This window comes from Actinoalloteichus fjordicus (assembly GCF_001941625.1).
Classification (GTDB): Bacteria; Actinomycetota; Actinomycetes; order Mycobacteriales; family Pseudonocardiaceae; genus Actinoalloteichus_A; species Actinoalloteichus_A fjordicus.
Genome location: NZ_CP016076.1, coordinates 2,134,653 through 2,152,404 on the forward strand (window position 1 = coordinate 2,134,653; position 17,752 = coordinate 2,152,404).

General features: G+C 71.3%; 12 protein-coding genes. 9 read left to right on the forward strand and 3 right to left on the reverse strand.

Going from position 1 to position 17,752, the window contains the following annotated elements; translation table 11 throughout:
- Positions 1 to 388 precede the first annotated feature (388 nt).
- The 3 genes from UA74_RS09655 to UA74_RS09665 all read right to left on the reverse strand — a co-directional run bounded on the left by UA74_RS09655 (position 389) and on the right by UA74_RS09665 (position 5,260).
- Positions 389 to 2,830 carry a transglutaminase family protein gene (locus UA74_RS09655; protein WP_075739951.1) on the reverse strand — a complete coding sequence of 814 codons (2,442 nt, stop codon included), beginning with the start codon at positions 2,828 to 2,830 and terminating at the stop codon, positions 389 to 391.
- A complete protein-coding gene (locus tag UA74_RS09660) occupies positions 2,827 to 4,104 on the reverse strand; it encodes a DUF58 domain-containing protein (protein ID WP_075739952.1) in 1,278 nt (425 codons plus the stop codon). The genes UA74_RS09655 and UA74_RS09660 overlap by 4 nt, the downstream gene beginning before the upstream one ends.
- Before the next feature lie 61 nt (positions 4,105 to 4,165).
- The gene (locus UA74_RS09665) at positions 4,166 to 5,260 is read right to left on the reverse strand and encodes an AAA family ATPase (protein ID WP_075739953.1); all 1,095 of its coding nucleotides are present in this window, start codon (positions 5,258 to 5,260) and stop codon (positions 4,166 to 4,168) included.
- A 570-nt stretch (positions 5,261 to 5,830) separates the two neighbouring features.
- Between UA74_RS09665 and mraZ the strand changes: the two genes are divergently transcribed.
- From mraZ to ftsW, 9 genes are all read left to right on the forward strand, one after another.
- Complete coding sequence (gene mraZ, locus UA74_RS09675; protein WP_075739955.1) at positions 5,831 to 6,262, forward strand: division/cell wall cluster transcriptional repressor MraZ; 432 nt, start codon at positions 5,831 to 5,833, stop codon at positions 6,260 to 6,262.
- Between the two features lie 218 nt (positions 6,263 to 6,480).
- Positions 6,481 to 7,467, forward strand: coding sequence for a 16S rRNA (cytosine(1402)-N(4))-methyltransferase RsmH (rsmH, locus tag UA74_RS09680; protein ID WP_075739956.1), 987 nt, complete (start codon positions 6,481 to 6,483; stop codon positions 7,465 to 7,467).
- Positions 7,464 to 8,168, forward strand: a complete 705-nt coding sequence (locus tag UA74_RS31680; RefSeq protein ID WP_157434082.1) for an ICP22 family protein — start codon at positions 7,464 to 7,466, stop codon at positions 8,166 to 8,168. Before rsmH ends, UA74_RS31680 begins: the two co-directional genes overlap by 4 nt.
- A 23-nt stretch (positions 8,169 to 8,191) precedes the next feature.
- Positions 8,192 to 10,012 (forward strand): peptidoglycan D,D-transpeptidase FtsI family protein, encoded by a 1,821-nt coding sequence (locus UA74_RS09695; protein ID WP_075764242.1) that lies wholly within the window; start codon positions 8,192 to 8,194, stop codon positions 10,010 to 10,012.
- A 267-nt stretch (positions 10,013 to 10,279) separates the two neighbouring features.
- Positions 10,280 to 11,821, forward strand: a complete 1,542-nt coding sequence (locus UA74_RS09700) for a UDP-N-acetylmuramoyl-L-alanyl-D-glutamate--2,6-diaminopimelate ligase (RefSeq protein ID WP_075739959.1) — start codon at positions 10,280 to 10,282, stop codon at positions 11,819 to 11,821.
- The gene (locus UA74_RS09705; RefSeq protein WP_075739960.1) at positions 11,818 to 13,320 is read left to right on the forward strand and encodes a UDP-N-acetylmuramoyl-tripeptide--D-alanyl-D-alanine ligase; all 1,503 of its coding nucleotides are present in this window, start codon (positions 11,818 to 11,820) and stop codon (positions 13,318 to 13,320) included. The genes UA74_RS09700 and UA74_RS09705 overlap by 4 nt, the downstream gene beginning before the upstream one ends.
- A 20-nt stretch (positions 13,321 to 13,340) precedes the next feature.
- Complete coding sequence (mraY, locus tag UA74_RS09710; protein ID WP_404799987.1) at positions 13,341 to 14,390, forward strand: phospho-N-acetylmuramoyl-pentapeptide-transferase; 1,050 nt, start codon at positions 13,341 to 13,343, stop codon at positions 14,388 to 14,390.
- Positions 14,391 to 14,862: 472 nt separating this feature from the next.
- The gene (gene murD / locus UA74_RS09715; protein ID WP_083683987.1) at positions 14,863 to 16,305 is read left to right on the forward strand and encodes a UDP-N-acetylmuramoyl-L-alanine--D-glutamate ligase; all 1,443 of its coding nucleotides are present in this window, start codon (positions 14,863 to 14,865) and stop codon (positions 16,303 to 16,305) included.
- 137 nt (positions 16,306 to 16,442) lie between these two features.
- Positions 16,443 to 17,747: a putative lipid II flippase FtsW gene (gene ftsW, locus UA74_RS09720; RefSeq protein ID WP_404799969.1), complete on the forward strand. Its 1,305-nt coding sequence runs from the start codon at positions 16,443 to 16,445 to the stop codon at positions 17,745 to 17,747.
- Positions 17,748 to 17,752: the final 5 nt, after the last annotated feature.

The window sequence follows — 17,752 nt, forward strand, 5'->3', positions numbered from 1 at the left end:
TCGCCGTTCTCGTGGTGATCCGGTCGGCTGCCCTCGGCTCGGTTCGGCGGATGCCCGCGGGATCAAAGGGCCCCTCGGCGCAGGCGCCGAGTCCTCATGGTGGTACGGGATTCCGTTCCACCCGCGTTGTGTCCCGGCCGACGTGTCACACCCTGCGCGCCCGCCACTCTGATCGCCGTCGGCGGCCGAGGCCCGCAGCCCGCCGATCTGTCCGGCCTCGATCCTGCCGACGTCGGACGCAGTCACTCGGCCTTGAGCCCCCGTTCGGCCGGACTCGACGGCGGCCCGCCCGGATCGACGTCTCTTCCGGCGATCCAGGCAGGCCGCCCGACCCCCGCGAGTCCGCCGGTCGGACCGCGCCCGGTGTGCCCGTGCGTGCCTCGCAGGCTCAGGCCCGCCCGGTTCTGGGACGCAGCACCGAGCGGGGCAGCAGTCGCGCCGTCCACGACATCGGTGCGGTCTGTCGCAGGCTCTGCGCGACGGTGTGCATGGCCGCAGGCAGTGTGGGATCGACCTGTCCAGCCTGCCCGTACCAGTCACGTTCGACCTCGGAGACCAGCGTGCCGAGGGCGTGGGCTCCGCGAGGATCGAGCGAGAACTGCCGGATCAGCCTGCCCGCCGTGGTTCGCACCGTCTCGCTCGGGCTGACGTCGGTGCCCCGATCGCCCGCCTCGGCCAGCAGTTCGCGCCAGGCGGCGCTCGCCGCACCCGGGCCGAGCGCCGAGATCGTGCGGAACCGGGCGGTGCGCTGTCGAGACCGCAGGAAGGAGGGGCCCAGCAGGCCGCAGACCGCCGCCAGCGGCACCAGTGGCAGCCACCACCACCCGGCCGGTCCGGCGGGGAGCAGCAGCCACCACAGCCACGGCAGCGCGGCGGCGAGCGCAACGGCGAGCAACAGCATCCGCAGGCGGAGTGTGCCGTCGGCGTCCGGCGGACCGGCTCGACCCGTCCGGCCCGACGGGACGGATCGTCCACCGAGCCACGACAGCACCGCCGCTCCCAGCATCGCGAGCAGCGCCGCCGCCGTCCAGATCCACAGGGCGCCGGGCGGGGCGCCCTTGCTCGGCGTGGCGCCGCCGCCCAGGCTCAGGTCCTGCGAGGTGGCGTCGTCGGTGGTGGAGGTGCTCGTCGTGGTCGTCTCCGCGGGCGCCGTGTCCTCAGTCGGCGTCGGCGTGTCGACCTGGTCGGGCAGGTCCTCGTTCAGGTAGTTCGGAGTGATCATCCGGCCGTCGGAGGGCGTCGGTTCGAAGGTCACCCAGCCGATGTCCTGGAAGTAGGCCTCCACCCACGCGTGGGCCTCTCGGGTGCCGATGACCCGGTACTCGCCCGCGTTGTAACCGCCGGTGAAACCGAGGGCCACCCGGGAGGGCACTCCGACGGTCCGCAGCAGGGCGGCCATCGCCGAGGAGAACTGCTCGCAGTAGCCGGTCCTGGAATCGAGCAGGAAGTCGCTCAACGCGTCGGAATGGCTGCCCTGCTCGGTCTCGAGGCTGTAGGTGAAGCCGTTCTCCGGCTCGGTGAAGAAGTCGTTGAGCGCCTTGGCCCGGTCCGCGGCGGTGGGCGCGCCTGCGGTGATCTCGCCTGCCAGGGCGATCACCTCGTCGGGAATGCCCTCGATGTTCAGATACACCGGATCGACGTCGACCGGGTCGGGTGCGGCCTGGAGCTCGGCGAAGCTAGGCGTGGCGAGGGAGGTCTCCACGGTGTAGGGCTCGGCGATCTGACGATCGCCGTAGACGGTGCCGCTGCGCTCGTCGTACCGCCAGCTGTCGTCCACGCCGCGCAGCGCGGTCGGCGTCCCGTAGACCGGCAGCCACGGGTCCTCGAAGTTCGTCGGTTCGATCTGCACACTGGTGATGTCGGACGGGATCGGCGTGCCGACCGGCAGCGGCAGCGCGCCCTCCGCAGGCCCGCCGTCCTGCAGCGGCCCCATCTCCCAGCCCTCGCCCGCGACGTACTGGTCGAGCGTGAACAGCCGTAGATACCGGGGATCCTCCAGGCCCCGCACCCGGAACAGCTCCACGTCGCTCTGGTTCAACTGGCCGCGCAGCGAGGTGAAGGGCTGGAACCCGATGCCCTGGGTCCCGCCGCCGGTGCCGGGCAGCCTGCCGTCGGTGCCGATGAACGTCAGCGTCGAGCCCATGCCCAGCGCCAGCACGGCCGCTGCGGCGGTGATCGCCACCATGGGAGACCGCCCCGGCTCGGTCCGTCCGGAGCCCGACCCGCCCGCCCGCCGCCAGCCCAGGGCCTTGAGCCTGCCGTCCACCGCGAGCAGGGTCGCGAATCCGACGGCGCCGAGGACGAAGGTCCACCACGGCAGCATCTCCGGTGCCAGTGACGCGGGCACCGCGAACACGGTGAGCAGCACGAGCCCTGCGGCGGCGGGAGCCTTGACCGACACCGCGAGCAGGTCCACCAGGATCGCCACCAGACCGAGCGCCGCCACCAGCACGGCGGTGATCGCGGCCGTGGTCTCGATCGGCGGAATGCCGATCCGCACCTCGGAGGTGGCCTGCATGAGCAGCGACTGAAGGTCGTCCACCGCCTCCGGCCCAGGCAGGACCATGAGGACGCCCTGCCTGCTGAAGACGGCGGTGATGAGGAAGACCAGCACGATGAACTGACACGCCACCACCAGCGGCGCGGGAACCTGAAGCGTGCGCAGCAGGATGCCCGCGCTGACGATCGCCACGACGGCCACGACGGCGAACAGCAGCCAGCTCATCGGCGCGACCACGCCTGCGATGGCCGTGGCGGCGCAGATCACCGCTCCACCCGCGACGGCCGCGGTCGCGGAGTCCTGCTCCCGTGCCGTCCACGACACGCTCATGCGTTCCTCCCGTGATCGCCTGCGTAGACGGCCGCACCGCGTTGCAGGTCCGCCCGACACAGCTCCGCCCAGATCGCGCTCATCACCTGGTCGGGTCGGGCGACGACGACCGACCAGCCCGCCGCCCGCAGTAACGCCGCAGCGGGTGCCGGATCGGGTGCGGCAGGCTGATCCGAACCGGCCCACGCGCGCACGTCCACCAGCACCGCCGCGCTGCGCAGTCCCCTCGGTCGATGCCGAGCCAGCTCCTCCGCGGCGCCGGGCGTGACCGCGCCGAGCACGGCGAAGGTCTCCTGGCCCGCACCAGGATCGCTCGTCCATCGCAGGTCACGGCGGTGGGACGGGGCGAGCATGGCGAGCGCGTCGAGCACCCGTGAGTCCCCGTGCCCGCCGTCGCCGGACCCGCCCGCCAACACCTGTCCGTCATCGGTGCACAGCCGGACCTGGTGGCTGAAGCGGTGCAGGTGCACGCACACGCTGGCCGCGAACGAGATCGCCCATTCCAGACTGGACGTCGGGCCCATTCCCCGATGCGCCGCCGATCTCGTGTCGAGCAGGACGGTCGTCCCGCCCCGCCACGGGCGGTCCTCGACCCGCACCATCAGCTCGTCGCGTCGTGCCGTCGACTTCCAGTGTACCTTCCGCAGATCATCGCCCTGGCGATACGGCCGGACGATGGCGTCGTCCTCGCCCTGCCCGGAGCGCAGCCGGATCGAGCCGTCCTCGCCTGCGCCCAGCCCGGAACCGCCCGGCACGCCGTGCAGCGTCTGCACCGTCGGGACCACGATCACCGAGGACGTGCCTGCGGTCTCTCGGTCGAACTCGGCGAGGCCGAAGCTGTCGGTGACCTTCAGCAGCAGCGGTCCCACGCGGTGGAAGCCGCGTGTCGACGGCCTGATCCGATAGCTCAGCAACAGCGGTCTGCGCTGATGCGGCCGAGGAGTGAGAAAACGGGGCCGCTCACCGACGGCATAGGGGACCGAGTCCTCCAACAGCAGCGATCCGGCGCGCAGCCTGCCCCGACCCCATACTCGCAGCCGGACCTCGGCCGAGTGGCCTGCCTGCACGCGGGTGGGGACGATCAGCCGCTCCACCGCCACCCCGCTGCTCGACCGGCTCGCCACCCCGGCGGCGATCAACGGCAGCGCGATGGTGAAGAGCGCGACCCTGGCAAGGTCGCGCTCGTTGAGCACCAGCGCGCACAACGCCGCCGCGATCCCCGCCGCCAGCAGGCAGCGCCCTCGGGTGGTCAGTCCTGCCAGTGCCCTGCGCATCGTCCGCCTCGAACTCGACATCGTGACATCGGTGGCCCGTCGGGATCACTCCCGGCAGGAATCAGACGTGCTGCCCGGGTGTGGGCCACTCGCCGGGTTGTGCGCCGCGCGGCGGACCGCCGCCCGGTGGCACGGGACCGCCGCCCTGCGGAACGGGGACGCGGTGCAACAGCGCTCGCACCAGCTCGGACGACGTCCGCCGCGCGGCATGGGCCTCGGCGGTGAGCACCAGTCGATGAGCGAGGACGGGGATCGCCACCGCCTGCACGTCGTCCGGGACGACGAAGTCCCTGCCCAGTAGGGCGGCCTGTGCCCGAGCCGCCTTGACCAGATGCAGGGTCGCCCTCGGCGAGGCACCCAGCCGTAGCTCGGGAAGTCGTCTGCTGGCGGACACGAGCTCGACGGCATAGCGCCGGACCTCGGTGGCCAGGTGGACTCCTCGGACCGCCTTGACGAGTTCGAGGACGTGGGCGGCGGTGGAGACCGGCCGCAGGTCGGCCATCGGGTCGTGGCCGGAGTGCTCGTCGACCATCGCCAGCTCGGCCTGCGGGTCGGGGTAGCCGATGGAGACCCGAGCGGTGAAGCGGTCTCGCTGTGCCTCGGGAAGGGCGTAGGTGCCCTCCATCTCGACCGGGTTCTGGGTCGCCACCACCATGAAGGGCGCGCCGAGCGGATAGGTCTTGCCGTCGACGGTCACCTGATGCTCGGCCATGCACTCCAGCAGCGCCGACTGGGTCTTGGGCGAGGCTCGATTGATCTCGTCGCCCACGACGATGTTGGCGAAGACCGGTCCGGGGCGGAACTCGAACTCGGAGTTCTGCCGGTTGTAGATGGAGACGCCGGTGATGTCGCTCGGCAGGAGGTCCGGGGTGAACTGGATGCGGCTGACCGTGCAGTCGATCGACTTGCCCAGCGCCTTGGCGAGGGAGGTCTTTCCCACTCCCGGCACGTCTTCGACGAGGAGGTGTCCCTCGGCGAGCAGCGTCACCATCGCCGTGCGCACCACCTCCGGCTTGCCGACCAGCACCCGTTCCACATTGGCCGAGATGGCGCCCGCGACCTGCTGCACCTCGCCGAGACCTGCGGTCGGCCGGGCCTCGGGCGGCTCACCATGCTGCGCCGCGGGTGGCGCGGTGGGATGAATACTCGACGTCACACGACCTCCTGTGCTGTTCGGTGCCGCCGCAGCCGGTGGACCTCTGGGGTTCTGGCGAGGCACGGAGGGCGATGACCGGAGTGCGTCACGTCGGTCGACGGTGTGTGCCGACGTCAGTCTGTCGGTCGTGCACCGAGCGGCGAGCAGCGTCGCACTCAGTCTGTCAAACCTCGGTGCGATCCCCCATGGCGGTTGAAGATCCTTTGCGGCAGGAGTGACGCCCTGGGCACTGGCCGCGTTGCTCGCCGGCGGTCGTTCCACCGTCACCCACTTCGCTCCCGATCGCCGGGCGAGCCCGGCCGGGCGGTGTCCGATCTCGCCTCGACGCCCGCAGAAACGCCTCGCGCGATCGGGTGGTTGCGGGGGAGGCCCGTCACGGTGCTCCGGGGCGCCCCACCACGCCCCACCTCAGGGCGCACCCCTCTCAACAGGCAAAACGTCGACACGATCGAGCCGGGGCGCGCTCGTTTCGCGTTGACTGTGGTGCATGGTGGGGTAATGTGGCCGCCGGTGGGGCAGACGGGGGCCCTGTCGCCGATCTCGTCGGATCGGTGGGGGAGGTGGCGCGCGATGTTCCTCGGCACACACACTCCCCGACTCGACGACAAAGGCAGGTTGACGCTTCCTGCCCGGTTTCGCGACGCGCTGGCAGGGGGGCTGATGATTACCAAGGGACAGGATCACTGCCTCTTCGTCTTCCCGCGCGCGGTCTTCGAGGAGATGGCGCACAAGGTCGCGCAGGCACCCTTCACCAACGAGTCGGTCCGCGCGTACCAGCGGTACCTGTTCGCGGGAACCGACGAGCAGCGGCCGGACGGGCAGGGGCGGATCTCGATCACCCCGGACCTGCGGCGTTATGCGGGCCTGACCAAGGACTGTGTCGTCATCGGCGCGATCAGCAGGCTGGAGATCTGGGACGCCTCGGCGTGGGAGCGATACCTGGACGATCACGAGGACGGCTACGCGCAGGCTCGGGAGGAGGTGCTTCCGGGAGTCTTCTGAGCCGGAGGAAGTCCTCCGCGGTGCGGCGTCCTCCGCACGGCACAGCGGTGAGCGCGGTTCGGATGCTGTGAGGCCTCGGTCCGCTCGGTCCACGGTCCTGGCACACCTTCCCCGGTGTCAGGGCAGGCGGGCGGGCGGGGACCTGACGGTATCCGCCCTGGTGATCACGCGACAATTCATCTCAGTTCGCAGTCGCGCCACCGTGGGAGGGGGCCACCATGACAGAGAAGAACACGCCGTCGAGAGCGGACGGCCGGGCCCGACACGTGCCGGTCCTGCTCGATCGGACATTGGAACTGCTCGGGCCCGCGCTGTCCGGCGATCAACCGGTCCTCGTCGACGCCACGCTGGGGCTCGGTGGGCACACCGAGGCATTCCTGACCGCGTATCCGAGCCTCACCGTCGTCGGTCTCGATCGGGACCCGCACGCTCTTCGCCTGGCGGGCGAACGGCTCGCAGGCTTCGGTGACCGAGCCAGGCTGGTGCAGGCGGTCTACGACGAGCTTCCCGAGGCACTGGCGGGCCTGGGCATCCCGAGAGTCGACGGCGTGCTGTTCGATCTCGGCGTCTCCTCGATGCAGCTCGACGAGACAGAACGAGGCTTCGCCTACGCGCAGGACTCGCCGCTGGACATGCGGATGAACCCGGAGACCGGGCCGACCGCCGCCGACGTGCTCAACGAGTACGCCACCCGAGATCTGGCCAGGGTGCTGCGCGTCTACGGCGAGGAGCGCTTCGCCTCCCGGATCGCCGCCGCCGTCGTCCGCGAGCGGGCCAAGGCACCGTTCGTCACCAGCGGCAGGCTGGTGGAGCTGATCTACGACTCGGTGCCCGCCGCGACGCGCCGCACCGGCGGCCACCCCGCGAAGCGCACCTTCCAGGCGCTGCGGATCGAGGTCAACACCGAACTGGACGTGCTGGGCAGGGCCGTCCCCGCCGCCGTCGACGCGCTGCGGACGGGCGGGCGGGTGGTGGTGCTCTCGTACCACTCCCTGGAGGACCGCATCGTCAAGCAGGCGCTGGTCGGACGATCCCGGTCCACCAGCCCCGAGGGGCTGCCCGTCGAACTTCCCGGCCACGGACCGGAGTTGAGGCTGCTGGTCCGGCGAGGAGAACAGGCGAGCGAGGACGAGGTGGCGGCCAACCCGAGAGCCGCCTCGGTGCGGCTGCGGGCCGCCGAGCGGATCAAGGAGGCGTCGGGATGAGCACGGGAATGCGGACCCCCGGCCGAGCGGGTCGCAGCAGGACGGCGACCAGCATCCAGACGGCCCGCCGGGGCCGTCGTCGACGCCTCTCGGCCGTGCTGCCCAGGAGACGGCCGGGCTCCGCACCGAGAGCGCCCTTCGTGCTGCTGGTGATGGCGCTGCTCAGCGCGGGGCTGATCGGCACGCTGTGGCTGTCCACCTCGGCGGCCTCGGACTCCTACGAACTCAGCGACCTGCATGCCGAGGTCGCCTCGCTCACCGAGGACACCGAGCTGCTGCGGCAACAGGTGGCGGAGCTGGAGGCGCCGGGAACGCTGGCCGAGAAGGCGGCCGAGCTGGGCATGATCCCGGTGGAGGACCCGGCCCGGCTGCTGGTGTCGCCGGACGGGTCGGTCGAGCTCGTCGGCGAGCCGTGGCCCGCCGAGGCCGACTCTCCGGAGGAGGCGGCGTCGGGAGCAGCGCCGGAGGCAGGGGGCGATGGGGACCCCGAGCAGCAGGCGGGTCTGGTGCCCCCGGTGGACGGGGAGACCGACGAGGCGACCGGCGACGAGAGCCGGGCCGAGGACGCTCCGGCCGACGAGGAGGACACGGAGAATCCCGAGGATGCCTCGGATGCCGGGACCTCCGAGAACGCTGAGAACTCCCAGAACTCCCAGAACTCCCAGGACTCCGAGACCACTGAGAACTCCGAGGCACCCTGATGCCGGAGGCGAGAAGCAGGGGCATGCGCCGCCCGGTGCAGGTCCGGGCGCGTAACCGCGTCCGGTCGGACGTGCAGAACAACCATCGACGGCTGCGCGTCGGCAGACTGTTCCTGGTGCTGTGCCTGCTGGCGACCTCGGTGAAGCTCGTCGAGGTGCAGGTGGTGCAGGCCGGGGCGATCTCGGAGGGCTCCGAGCGGCAGCGTCGCAACGACACCGTGGTCAATGCCGAGCGCGGCGCCATCCTCGATCGCAACGGCAGCCCGCTGGCGATCAGCATCGAGACCAGGGTGCTCTTCGCGCAGCCGAGCGTGATCGAGCGGGTGCAGCGCGAGGAGGGCGAGGACCCGGCGGCCTACAAGCGTGAGATGGCCGCCCACCTCGTCGAGGTGCTCGGCGACGCCGTCGACGAACGTGAGCTCCTCGACGATCTCTTCAGCGATCGGACCTTCGTCTACCTCGTCGACGGCGTTCAGCCGAGCCAGGCCGAGCTGATCCGGCAGACGTATCCGGAGATCGGCAGCGAGTACCGCGCCCGCCGAAGCTATCCTGCGGGGCCGTTGGCCTCCAACGTGCTCGGCTTCGCGAACTGGCGGCCGGACGAGAAGCTGGTTCGGGGCATGGTCGGCCTGGAGAGCTCGCGCAACGACCTGCTCTCGGGGGAGGACGGCCTGCTCGTCGCGGACACCGCGGAGGGATCACGCGTCGTCATCCCCGGCTCGTCGCACGTGGTCGAGCCCGCGGTGCCCGGCTCCGATCTGATGCTGACCCTCGACTCCGATCTTCAGTTCGTCGCGCAGGAGCAGCTCACGCGCTACGTCGAGGAGAGCGGTGCCGAGGGCGGCAGCTTGGTCGTCCTCGACGCGAAGACCGCCGAGGTGCACGCGATGGTCAACGACCGGACTTACGATCCGAACAACACCACCGGGGTGAGTCCCGAGCAGCTGGCCAACCCGGCCGTCTCGCATCCCTTCGAGCCGGGCTCGGTGAACAAGATCGTCGCGGTGGCCGCCGCCGTCGAGGACGGCCTGCTGGCCCCCGACGACGTGCTCCAGGTCCCCGGCACCGTTCAGGTCGCGGACCGGACCATCCGGGACTCCTGGCAGCATGGGGTCGAGGCGATGACGGCGACCGGCGTGCTGGCCCGCTCCTCGAACGTGGGCACCCTGATGATCTCCGACGAGGTGGGCGAGGACCGGTTCGTCGAGATGCTCGAGCGGTTCGGCGTCGGCCGTCGCACCGACGTCGGCCTGCCCGGCGAGAGCCCCGGCCAGGTGCCCGCCAGGGAGAACTGGTCGGGCAGCACCTTCGGCAACCTGCCCATCGGACAGGGGCTGAGCATGACGGCGTTGCAGATGGCGGGCATGTATCAGGCGCTGGCCAACGACGGCGTGCGCATCCCGCCGAGGATCATCGACGCGCGGATCGACCCGGAGGGCCTCCGCACCGAGGAGCCCACGCCCTCCGGGGTGAAGGTCGTGAGCCCGGAGACGGCGCAGACCGTGCGGGACATGCTCCGGGCCGTGGTGCAGGACGAGCCGGGGCAGCGCGGCACCGGAACCGGCGGCGCCCTGCCCGGCTACCAGATCGCGGGCAAGACGGGCACGGCTCAGCAGCCGGACCCCGAGACCGGCGCCTACAGCAGCGTCGACGAGTGGATCACCTTCGCCGGAATCCTGCCCGCCGACGATCCTCGGTTCGTCATCGCAGTGATGTTGGACGCACCCGACCCCGGCACGTCCGCCGCGCCGCTGTTCCGGGAGACGGCCTCTTATCTGACGCAGCGTCATGAGATCCCGCTGTCCCCGGAGCCGAGCCCGATCGTGACCCTGACCGAGCGCTGAGGGCCGACGACCTGCCGGGCGACACCCGATCTCGACGAGCGACCTGCTCGCGGTCGTCGTGATCGGGTGTGGACCTCGGCTCGGCGGGGAACTCCGATCGCGTGTGGACTCGTCGGCGGCCCGCCACCGGCGGTGTTCGGCACCAGGGCGGATCATCGCCTGTTACGCCATCGGAATCGACTGCTGGGACGGTCCCATGTGTCAGGTGTCGCGAGCCGCGTCGGTAGCCTTTCGCGCGTGTCAGCCCTCGCCTCCCCGAAAGCCGTCATGAAGGCGCCGAGACCGGCCCACGTGACGCCCCGTTCGGTGGCCGAACTCGCGAGCGTCGTGGCTGCCGGACTTCAGGTCGAGCAGACCAGTCTGGCGCCGGACGCGCGAGTGGTCACCGGTGCCACCCTTCGTGCTCAGGACGTCCGTCCCGGCGATCTGTTCGCCGCGTTGCCGGGTGCCCGCGCGCACGGCGCGGACTTCGCCGATCAGGCGGCGGCGGCGGGTGCCGTCGCCCTGCTGACCGACGAGGAGGGACACCGACGCGCCGTCGCGGCGGGCGTCGCCCTGCCGACCCTGGTGCACCCCGATCCCCGAGCCGCCATCGGCCCGGCGGCCGCTCGGGTCTACGGCGATCCCTCCACGCGGCTGCGCGTGCTCGGCATCACCGGCACCTCCGGGAAGACGACCACCTGCTATCTGCTCGACGGCGGCCTGCGCGCGGCAGGCGTGTCGACCGGGCTCGTCGGCACCGTCGAGACGCGGGTGGCGGGCGAACGCCTGAAGAGCGCCTTCACCACCCCGGAGGCCCCCGACCTCCAGGCGCTGTTCGCGCTGATGGTCGAGCGAGGCGTCGAACACGTCTCGATGGAGGTGTCCAGCCACGCGCTGTCCCTCGGTCGGGTGGCGGGCACCGAGTTCGCCGTCGGCGGGTTCACCAACCTCTCCCAGGATCATCTCGACTTCCACCTTGACCTCGAGGACTACTTCGCGGCCAAGGCACGCCTGTTCGACGGCCGGGCCCGACACGAGGTGGTCTGCGTCGACGGCGGCTGGGGCACCCGGCTGGTCACCCCGGACACGATCACCGTGGCCACCGGAGCGGACGCGGCGGCCTCCTGGACCGTCCGCGACGCGCGCGCCCTGCCGACCGGGGAGCAGACGTTCGTGGCGCTCGGACCCGACGGGGTTCGTCTCGATCTGCAGATCCGGCTGCCCGGACCGTTCAACATCGCCAACGCGCTGCTGGCCGCCGCGTGTCTGCACGCCGACGGCATCCCGGCCGACGCCATCGCCGCCGGACTGTCCTCCGTGGACGTTCCCGGCCGGATGGAGCGCGTCGTGGAGGGCCAGCCGTTCGTCGCGATGGTCGACTACTCGCACAAGCCGGGTGCCGTCGCCGCCGTGCTGGACGCCGCGCGCGCCCAGGCGGAGGGGCGCGTCCTGGTGGTGCTGGGCTGTGGTGGCGAACGCGACACGGGCAAGCGACCCGCGATGGGCGAGGAGGCGGCTCGCCGTGCCGACCTCCTCGTCGTCACGGACGACAATCCTCGTGGGGAGGACCCCACGTCGATCCGCTCCGCGATGCTGGCGGGCGCACTGGCCGTCCCGCGTGCCCAGCGCGGCGAGATCGTGGAGATCGGCGACCGCCGGGCGGCGATCACCGAGGCGGTGGCCAGGGCCAGGCCCGGCGACATCCTGGTGGTCGCGGGCAAGGGGCACGAGACCGGTCAGCAGGTGGGCCAGGTCGTGCTGCCCTTCTCCGACCGCGACGTGCTCGCCGAGGCCGTCCGGGCCCGTGAGACGGAGGAGAACCGTTGATCAGACTCACGCTGGGCGAGATCGCCGCCGCCGTCGGCGGCAGGCTGCACCGGGCCGACGGGTCGGAGACGATCACCTCCACGGTGGAGTTCGACACCCGCGAACTCACCGAGGGCGGGCTGTTCGTCGCACTGCCGGGTGAGCGCGTCGACGGTCACGACTTCGCCGCTGCGGCGGTCGCGGCGGGTGCCGCCGGAGTGCTGGCCGCCCGCGAGGTGGACGCTCCTTCGGTGATCGTCCCGCCCGTCGCCGACCTGGACCGGCCGGGCACCCCGGTGGCGCTGCTGGGCGACAGCACCGGCGCGGGCGCGTCGGTGCTGGCCGGGCTGGCCGCTGTCGCGAGAGAGGTCGCGTCGAGGCTGAGTCGTGCCGGGCTGACCGTCGTCGGGGTCACGGGATCGTCCGGGAAGACCTCGACCAAGGATCTGATCGCGCAGCTGCTGGAGCCGATGGGCGAGACGGTGGCGCCGCCCGGCTCGTTCAACAACGAGCTGGGGCATCCCTGGACCGTGCTGCGGGCCGACGAGCACACCCGACATCTCGTGCTGGAGCTGTCGGCCCGAGGTCCCGGCCACATCGCCCAGCTGTGCGCCATCGCGCCGCCGCGCATCGGCGCGGTGCTCAACGTCGGGACCGCGCACCTCGGGGAGTTCGGCTCGCAGGAGGCGGTGGCCCAGACCAAGGGCGAGCTGGCGGCGGCGGTGCCCGCCGAGGCCGACGGCGGGGTGGCGATCCTCAACCGGGACGATCCGAGGGTGGCGGCGATGGCCGAACGCACCTCGGGCAAGATCATCTACTTCGGGCAGCATCGGGACGCCGACGTGCGGGCGGTCGACGTGGTCCTCGACGGTGCGGCGCGGCCGAGCTTCCGCCTGGTCACTCCGCAGGGCGAGGCACCGGTCAGCATGGCGCTGCACGGCGCGCACCAGGTGGACAACGCACTGGCCGCCGCGGCGGTCGCCCTGGAACTGGGGGCCTCCGTCGCGGAGGTCGCCGAGCGGCTGTCGGCCGCCCGGCGGCGATCGGCGCGACGGATGGAGGTCACCGAGCGGTCCGACGGCGTCGTCGTGGTCAACGACTCCTACAACGCCAATCCCGAATCGGTGCGGGCCGCGCTGCGGACCCTCGCGTCGATGGCACGGGACACCGAGGGGGAGCCGCGCCGAAGCTGGGCGGTGCTCGGGGTGATGGGCGAGCTGGGGCCGGACGGCGCCGTCGCACACGACGAGATCGGCAGGCTCGCGGTCCGGCTGAACATCAGCAGGCTCGTGGTCGTGGGGGAGCAGGCCCGCCCGATGTATCAGGGCGCGTGCCTGGAAGGCTCTTGGGGGAACGAAGCGGTACTGGTGCCTGACGTGGCAGGCGCCGTCGATCTGTTGGGCGATCAGCTGCAGCCCGGTGACGTCGTGCTGGTCAAGGCGTCGAAGGTCGCCGAACTCTGGCGAGTGGCCGACGCGATCCTCGACGAGTCACGGGCATCGAACGGAGGCACTTCGTGAGACCGATCCTCATCGCGGCCATGGTCGCGCTTGCGGTATCGATCCTGCTCACCCCATACCTGATCCGAGTGTTCTCTCGGCAGGGCTTCGGCCAGGAGATCCGGGAGGAGGGACCGCAGAGCCATCAGGGCAAGCGTGGCACGCCGACCATGGGCGGCGTGGCGATCCTGGTGGCGATCTGGGCCGGCTACCTCGTCACGCACCTCACGGTGGGCGACGGCCCCACGGCCTCTGGTCTCCTGGTGCTGATGCTCACCACGGTGCTGGGCATCGTCGGATTCCTCGACGACTTCCTCAAGATCCGCAAGCAGCGCAACCTCGGTCTGAACAAGACGGCGAAGCTCATCGGGCAGTTCCTGGCCGCCGTGATCTTCGCCGTTCTCGCGCTGCGCTTCGCCAACGACCGGGGACTCACGCCCGCCTCCGTGCACCTGTCCTTCATGCGGGACATCGCGGTGGTCTCCTTCGGCGTCGTCGGCTTCGTGGTGTTCTGCAACATCGCGATCATGGCCTGGTCCAACGCGGTGAACCTGACCGACGGCCTGGACGGCCTCGCGGGCGGCAGCGCCGCCATGGTGCTGGCCAGCTACGTGCTGATCACCTTCTGGCAGTTCCGCTACGACTGCGGCCTGCGGCCCACGCCCGGCTGTTACGACGTCCGAGACCCGCTGGACCTGGCGATCATCGCCGCCGCCGCGATGGCAGGCTGTATCGGCTTCCTGTGGTGGAACGCGGCACCCGCGAAGATCTTCATGGGCGACACCGGCTCCCTCGCGCTCGGCGGTCTGCTGGCCGGCCTGTCGATCACGAGCCGCACCGAGCTGCTCATGGTGATCCTCGGCGGTCTGTTCGTCGTCGAGGCGCTGTCGGTGAGCCTTCAGGTCGTGGTCTTCCGGACGACACGCAGACGAATGTTCCGCATGGCACCCTTCCATCATCACTTCGAACTAGGCGGCTGGGCGGAGACCACGGTCATCATCCGGTTCTGGCTGTTGTCCGGTGTGACCTGTCTGCTGGGTCTCGGGATCTTCTACAGCGACTGGGCGGGCGCGTCCGGTCTCACGCCGTAGCTCGGCGCCGAACAACCGCCGTGCTCGGTCACTCCTTGCGCGGCACGACGTCGAACGTTGAGAACACCGGCGGCCTCGGGAAACTGCGGAGTTCCAGTTCAGGGCGGCATCGGGACCCCGAAGTTCAAGGCCACCGAAGTTCAAGGCCACCGAAGTTCAAGGCCACCGAAGTTCCACCGACACCGGAGTCCGAGGACACGGCGGTCCAGCGAACATCGGAGTCCGAAAGACGGCGAGACCCGCCGGGCCTCGGCGGTTCGCCGAGGCCCGGCAGGGACGATCGAGTACAGCGGGTCGTCGCCGAGCCCGTCCGAGCGCAACGCGACACCGCGCCCGCGCGTCTGTCCTGACGGGCGCGTGGGCGCGGGGGCGGCCCTCGGCAGTCTCGTCGGCGACGCGGAGCGGCTGACCGCGACGGCGGGACGCCGCACCAGATGACGGAGTCAGACGTGATCAGCAGGAGGAGGTGACGGTGGACGGCTCACCCTTCGCCGGGCTCTCGGTGGTCGTGGCCGGGGCAGGCGTCTCGGGCGTCTCGGCCGCCAGAGCGCTGCTCGCGCAGGGCGCGGCGGTGTCCGTCGTGGACGGCTCGGCGGCTCGGATCGAGTCGATGAACCTGCCGGGAGTCACCGGGCTGGTCGGCGTGGACGCCGTGCCGCCGGGCACCGATCTCGTGGTCACCAGTCCGGGATGGCGGCCCTCCGCGCCGCTGCTGGTCGCCGCCGCCGAGGCGGGGGTCGAGGTGATCGGCGAGGTGGAGCTCGCCTGGCGACTCGATCAGCTGCGGCCGGGCGGACCAGCCGACTGGCTTGCGGTCACCGGGACCAACGGCAAGACCACCACGGTGAGCATGGTCGAGTCGATCCTGCTCGCCGCCGGACTCGACGCGGTCGCCTGCGGAAACGTCGGACTTCCCGTCGTCGACGCGGTCCTGGCCGGTCACCGGGTGCTCGCCGTGGAGCTGTCGAGTTTCCAGCTCCACTGGTCCTCCTCCGTGCGGCCCGCCGCAGGGCTGGTGCTCAACGTCGCGGAGGACCACCTGGACTGGCACGGTTCGGCCGCCGCCTACGCGGCGGCCAAGGCACGCGCGCTCACCGGAGCGGTCGCCGTCGCCGGGATCGACGACGAGCAGGCCGCCCTACTGCTGGCCGCGGCGCCCGCCGACCGCCGCATCGGCGTGACGGCAGGCGAGCCCGCTGCGGGTCAGTTCGGCGTCTCGGCCGGTGTGCTGGTGGATCGGGTCTTCGGGCAGGCGGACACCTCGGTGCCGCTGATCGACGCCGACCGGGTCCGGCCCGCAGGCCCGACCGGGATCGTCGATGCCCTGGCGGCGGCTGCGCTGACCAGGTCCTACGGTGTCGAGCCCTCGGCGATCGAGGCGGGACTGCTCGCCTTCCGGCCAGGCGCACACCGGGCGGTGGTCGTCGCCGAGCACGGCGGAGTGGTCTTCGTCGACGACTCGAAGGCCACCAACCCGCACGCCGCCGCCGCGTCGCTGCGCGGCCACGCCAGGGTGGTCTGGCTGGCGGGCGGCCTGCTCAAGGGCGCGTCGGTCGACGAGCTGGTGGCCGAGACCGGTGATCGCCTCGCCGCCGCCGTGCTCTTCGGCGCCGACCGAGCCCTCATCGCCGCCGCGCTGGCGCGACACGCACCGGATGTCCCGGTCTATGAGGTCGCCGCAGGTGACGATAAGGCCATGCTGGAGGTGGTGGACATCGCGAGCCGAGTGGCTCGTCCGGGTGAGGCCGTGCTCCTGGCTCCCGCCGCAGCGTCGATGGACATGTTCACCGACTACGCCCATCGGGGCGATTCCTTCACTGCGGCGGTACTGGATCGGCTCGCGTCGATCACCGACGGCGACCAGCGCTCCGGCGCCGGTCCCGACGATGTTGCCGAACGGGGTGGCCCGGTCTGACACGAGACGCGGCGACGAAGGCGACTTCCCGCACCAGAGCGACACCGAGGGCCAAATCCGATCGGCTCAGCGGTTTCGCACTGCTGCGCGGAGTCCTGACCGCCTGGCTGGCGCGACCCCTCACCTCGTTCCACCTGGTGCTCGCCGTCTTCGGCCTGCTCACCGTGTTCGGCCTGGTGATGGTGCTGTCGGCCTCCGCGGTGGACTCGATGGACCAGTACGGCTCGTCGTACGCGATCTTCTACCGACAGCTCCTCTACTGCGGGGTGGGCCTGGTGCTCTTCCTCGTGGTGCTGCGCATCCCGCCCAAGACGTTCCGCAGACTCAGCCCGCTGATGCTGGCGGTCTGCCTCCTGCTGCTGGCCCTGGTACTGGTCATCGGCCATGAGGCAGGCGGGGCACGCAGCTGGTTCCGGCTGGGGCCGCTGCCCTCCTTCCAACCCGTCGAGGTCGCCAAGGTCGCCTTCGCCCTCTGGGGCGCGCACGTCCTGGTGGTGAAGCGGGCGCTGCTGCGACAGTGGCGGCACCTGCTGGTTCCGGTGGTCCCGGTCGCCCTGCTGATCTTCACATTGATCATGATGCAGCCGGACCTCGGCAGCACGATCACCGTCGGCATCGTGCTGCTGGCGCTGCTGTGGTTCGCCGGAGCGCCGCTGCGACTCTTCGCCGTGATCGTGCTCGCGGGCGTCACCGGCGCGCTGGTGCTCGCGCTCTCCGCCCCCTACCGGCTGGACAGGATGCTGTCCTTCTTCGACCCAGGGGGCGACCCGCTCAACACCGGCTACCACGCGCGCCAGGCGCTGTTCGCCCTGGCCGACGGCGGGATGCTCGGCAAGGGACTCGGGCAGGGCAGTGCGAAGTTCAGCTATCTGCCCAACGTGCACAACGACTTCATCTTCGCCGTCGTCGGCGAGGAGCTGGGCCTGGTCGGCTGTGCCCTGGTGATCGGGCTGTTCGCGACGCTGGCCTACGTCGGTCTGCGCATCGCCGCCCGCAACACCGATCCGTGGAACCGACTGGTGGCCGCGACGCTGACGACGTGGCTGGTCGCGCAGGCCGCGGTCAACATCGGCTACGTGGTCGGCCTGCTGCCGGTCACCGGCCTCCAGCTCCCGCTGATGTCCTCCGGCGGAACCAGCCTCATCGCCGGAATGATCGTCTTCGGTATGCTCGCCAACTTCGCCCGGCACGAGCCGGAGGCCGTGGCGGCGCTGCGGTCGCAGGGTGTGAACCGACGGCGACGCTGGTTCCATCTCCCCCTGCCCGATGCCTACCGGCCTCGGCCCCGCCGCAGGTCCGTGCGGCCTGCGACTCCGCCGCGACGCCCGGGACGGCCGACGGGCACGCTTCGGACGACCGCACAGTCCGCCGGACGCGGTCGTGCCGGTCGGGCGCCCTCCGCACGGACCGGCCGACGGCGTCGACCGCGCCGGGCGCCGTGAACATC

What these genes read in the sequence shown, in the direction of transcription:
- mraZ (WP_075739955.1), top strand. Translation starts at nt 5,831, where the DNA reads ATGTTCCTCGGCACACACACTCCCCGACTCGACGACAAAGGCAGGTTG.
- UA74_RS09655 (WP_075739951.1), bottom strand. Translation starts at nt 2,830, where the DNA reads ATGAGCGTGTCGTGGACGGCACGGGAGCAGGACTCCGCGACCGCGGCC.
- UA74_RS09695 (WP_075764242.1), top strand. Translation starts at nt 8,192, where the DNA reads ATGCGCCGCCCGGTGCAGGTCCGGGCGCGTAACCGCGTCCGGTCGGAC.
- UA74_RS09700 (WP_075739959.1), top strand. Translation starts at nt 10,280, where the DNA reads ATGAAGGCGCCGAGACCGGCCCACGTGACGCCCCGTTCGGTGGCCGAA.
- UA74_RS09660 (WP_075739952.1), bottom strand. Translation starts at nt 4,104, where the DNA reads ATGCGCAGGGCACTGGCAGGACTGACCACCCGAGGGCGCTGCCTGCTG.
- UA74_RS31680 (WP_157434082.1), top strand. Translation starts at nt 7,464, where the DNA reads ATGAGCACGGGAATGCGGACCCCCGGCCGAGCGGGTCGCAGCAGGACG.
- mraY (WP_404799987.1), top strand. Translation starts at nt 13,341, where the DNA reads ATGGTCGCGCTTGCGGTATCGATCCTGCTCACCCCATACCTGATCCGA.
- rsmH (WP_075739956.1), top strand. Translation starts at nt 6,481, where the DNA reads ATGACAGAGAAGAACACGCCGTCGAGAGCGGACGGCCGGGCCCGACAC.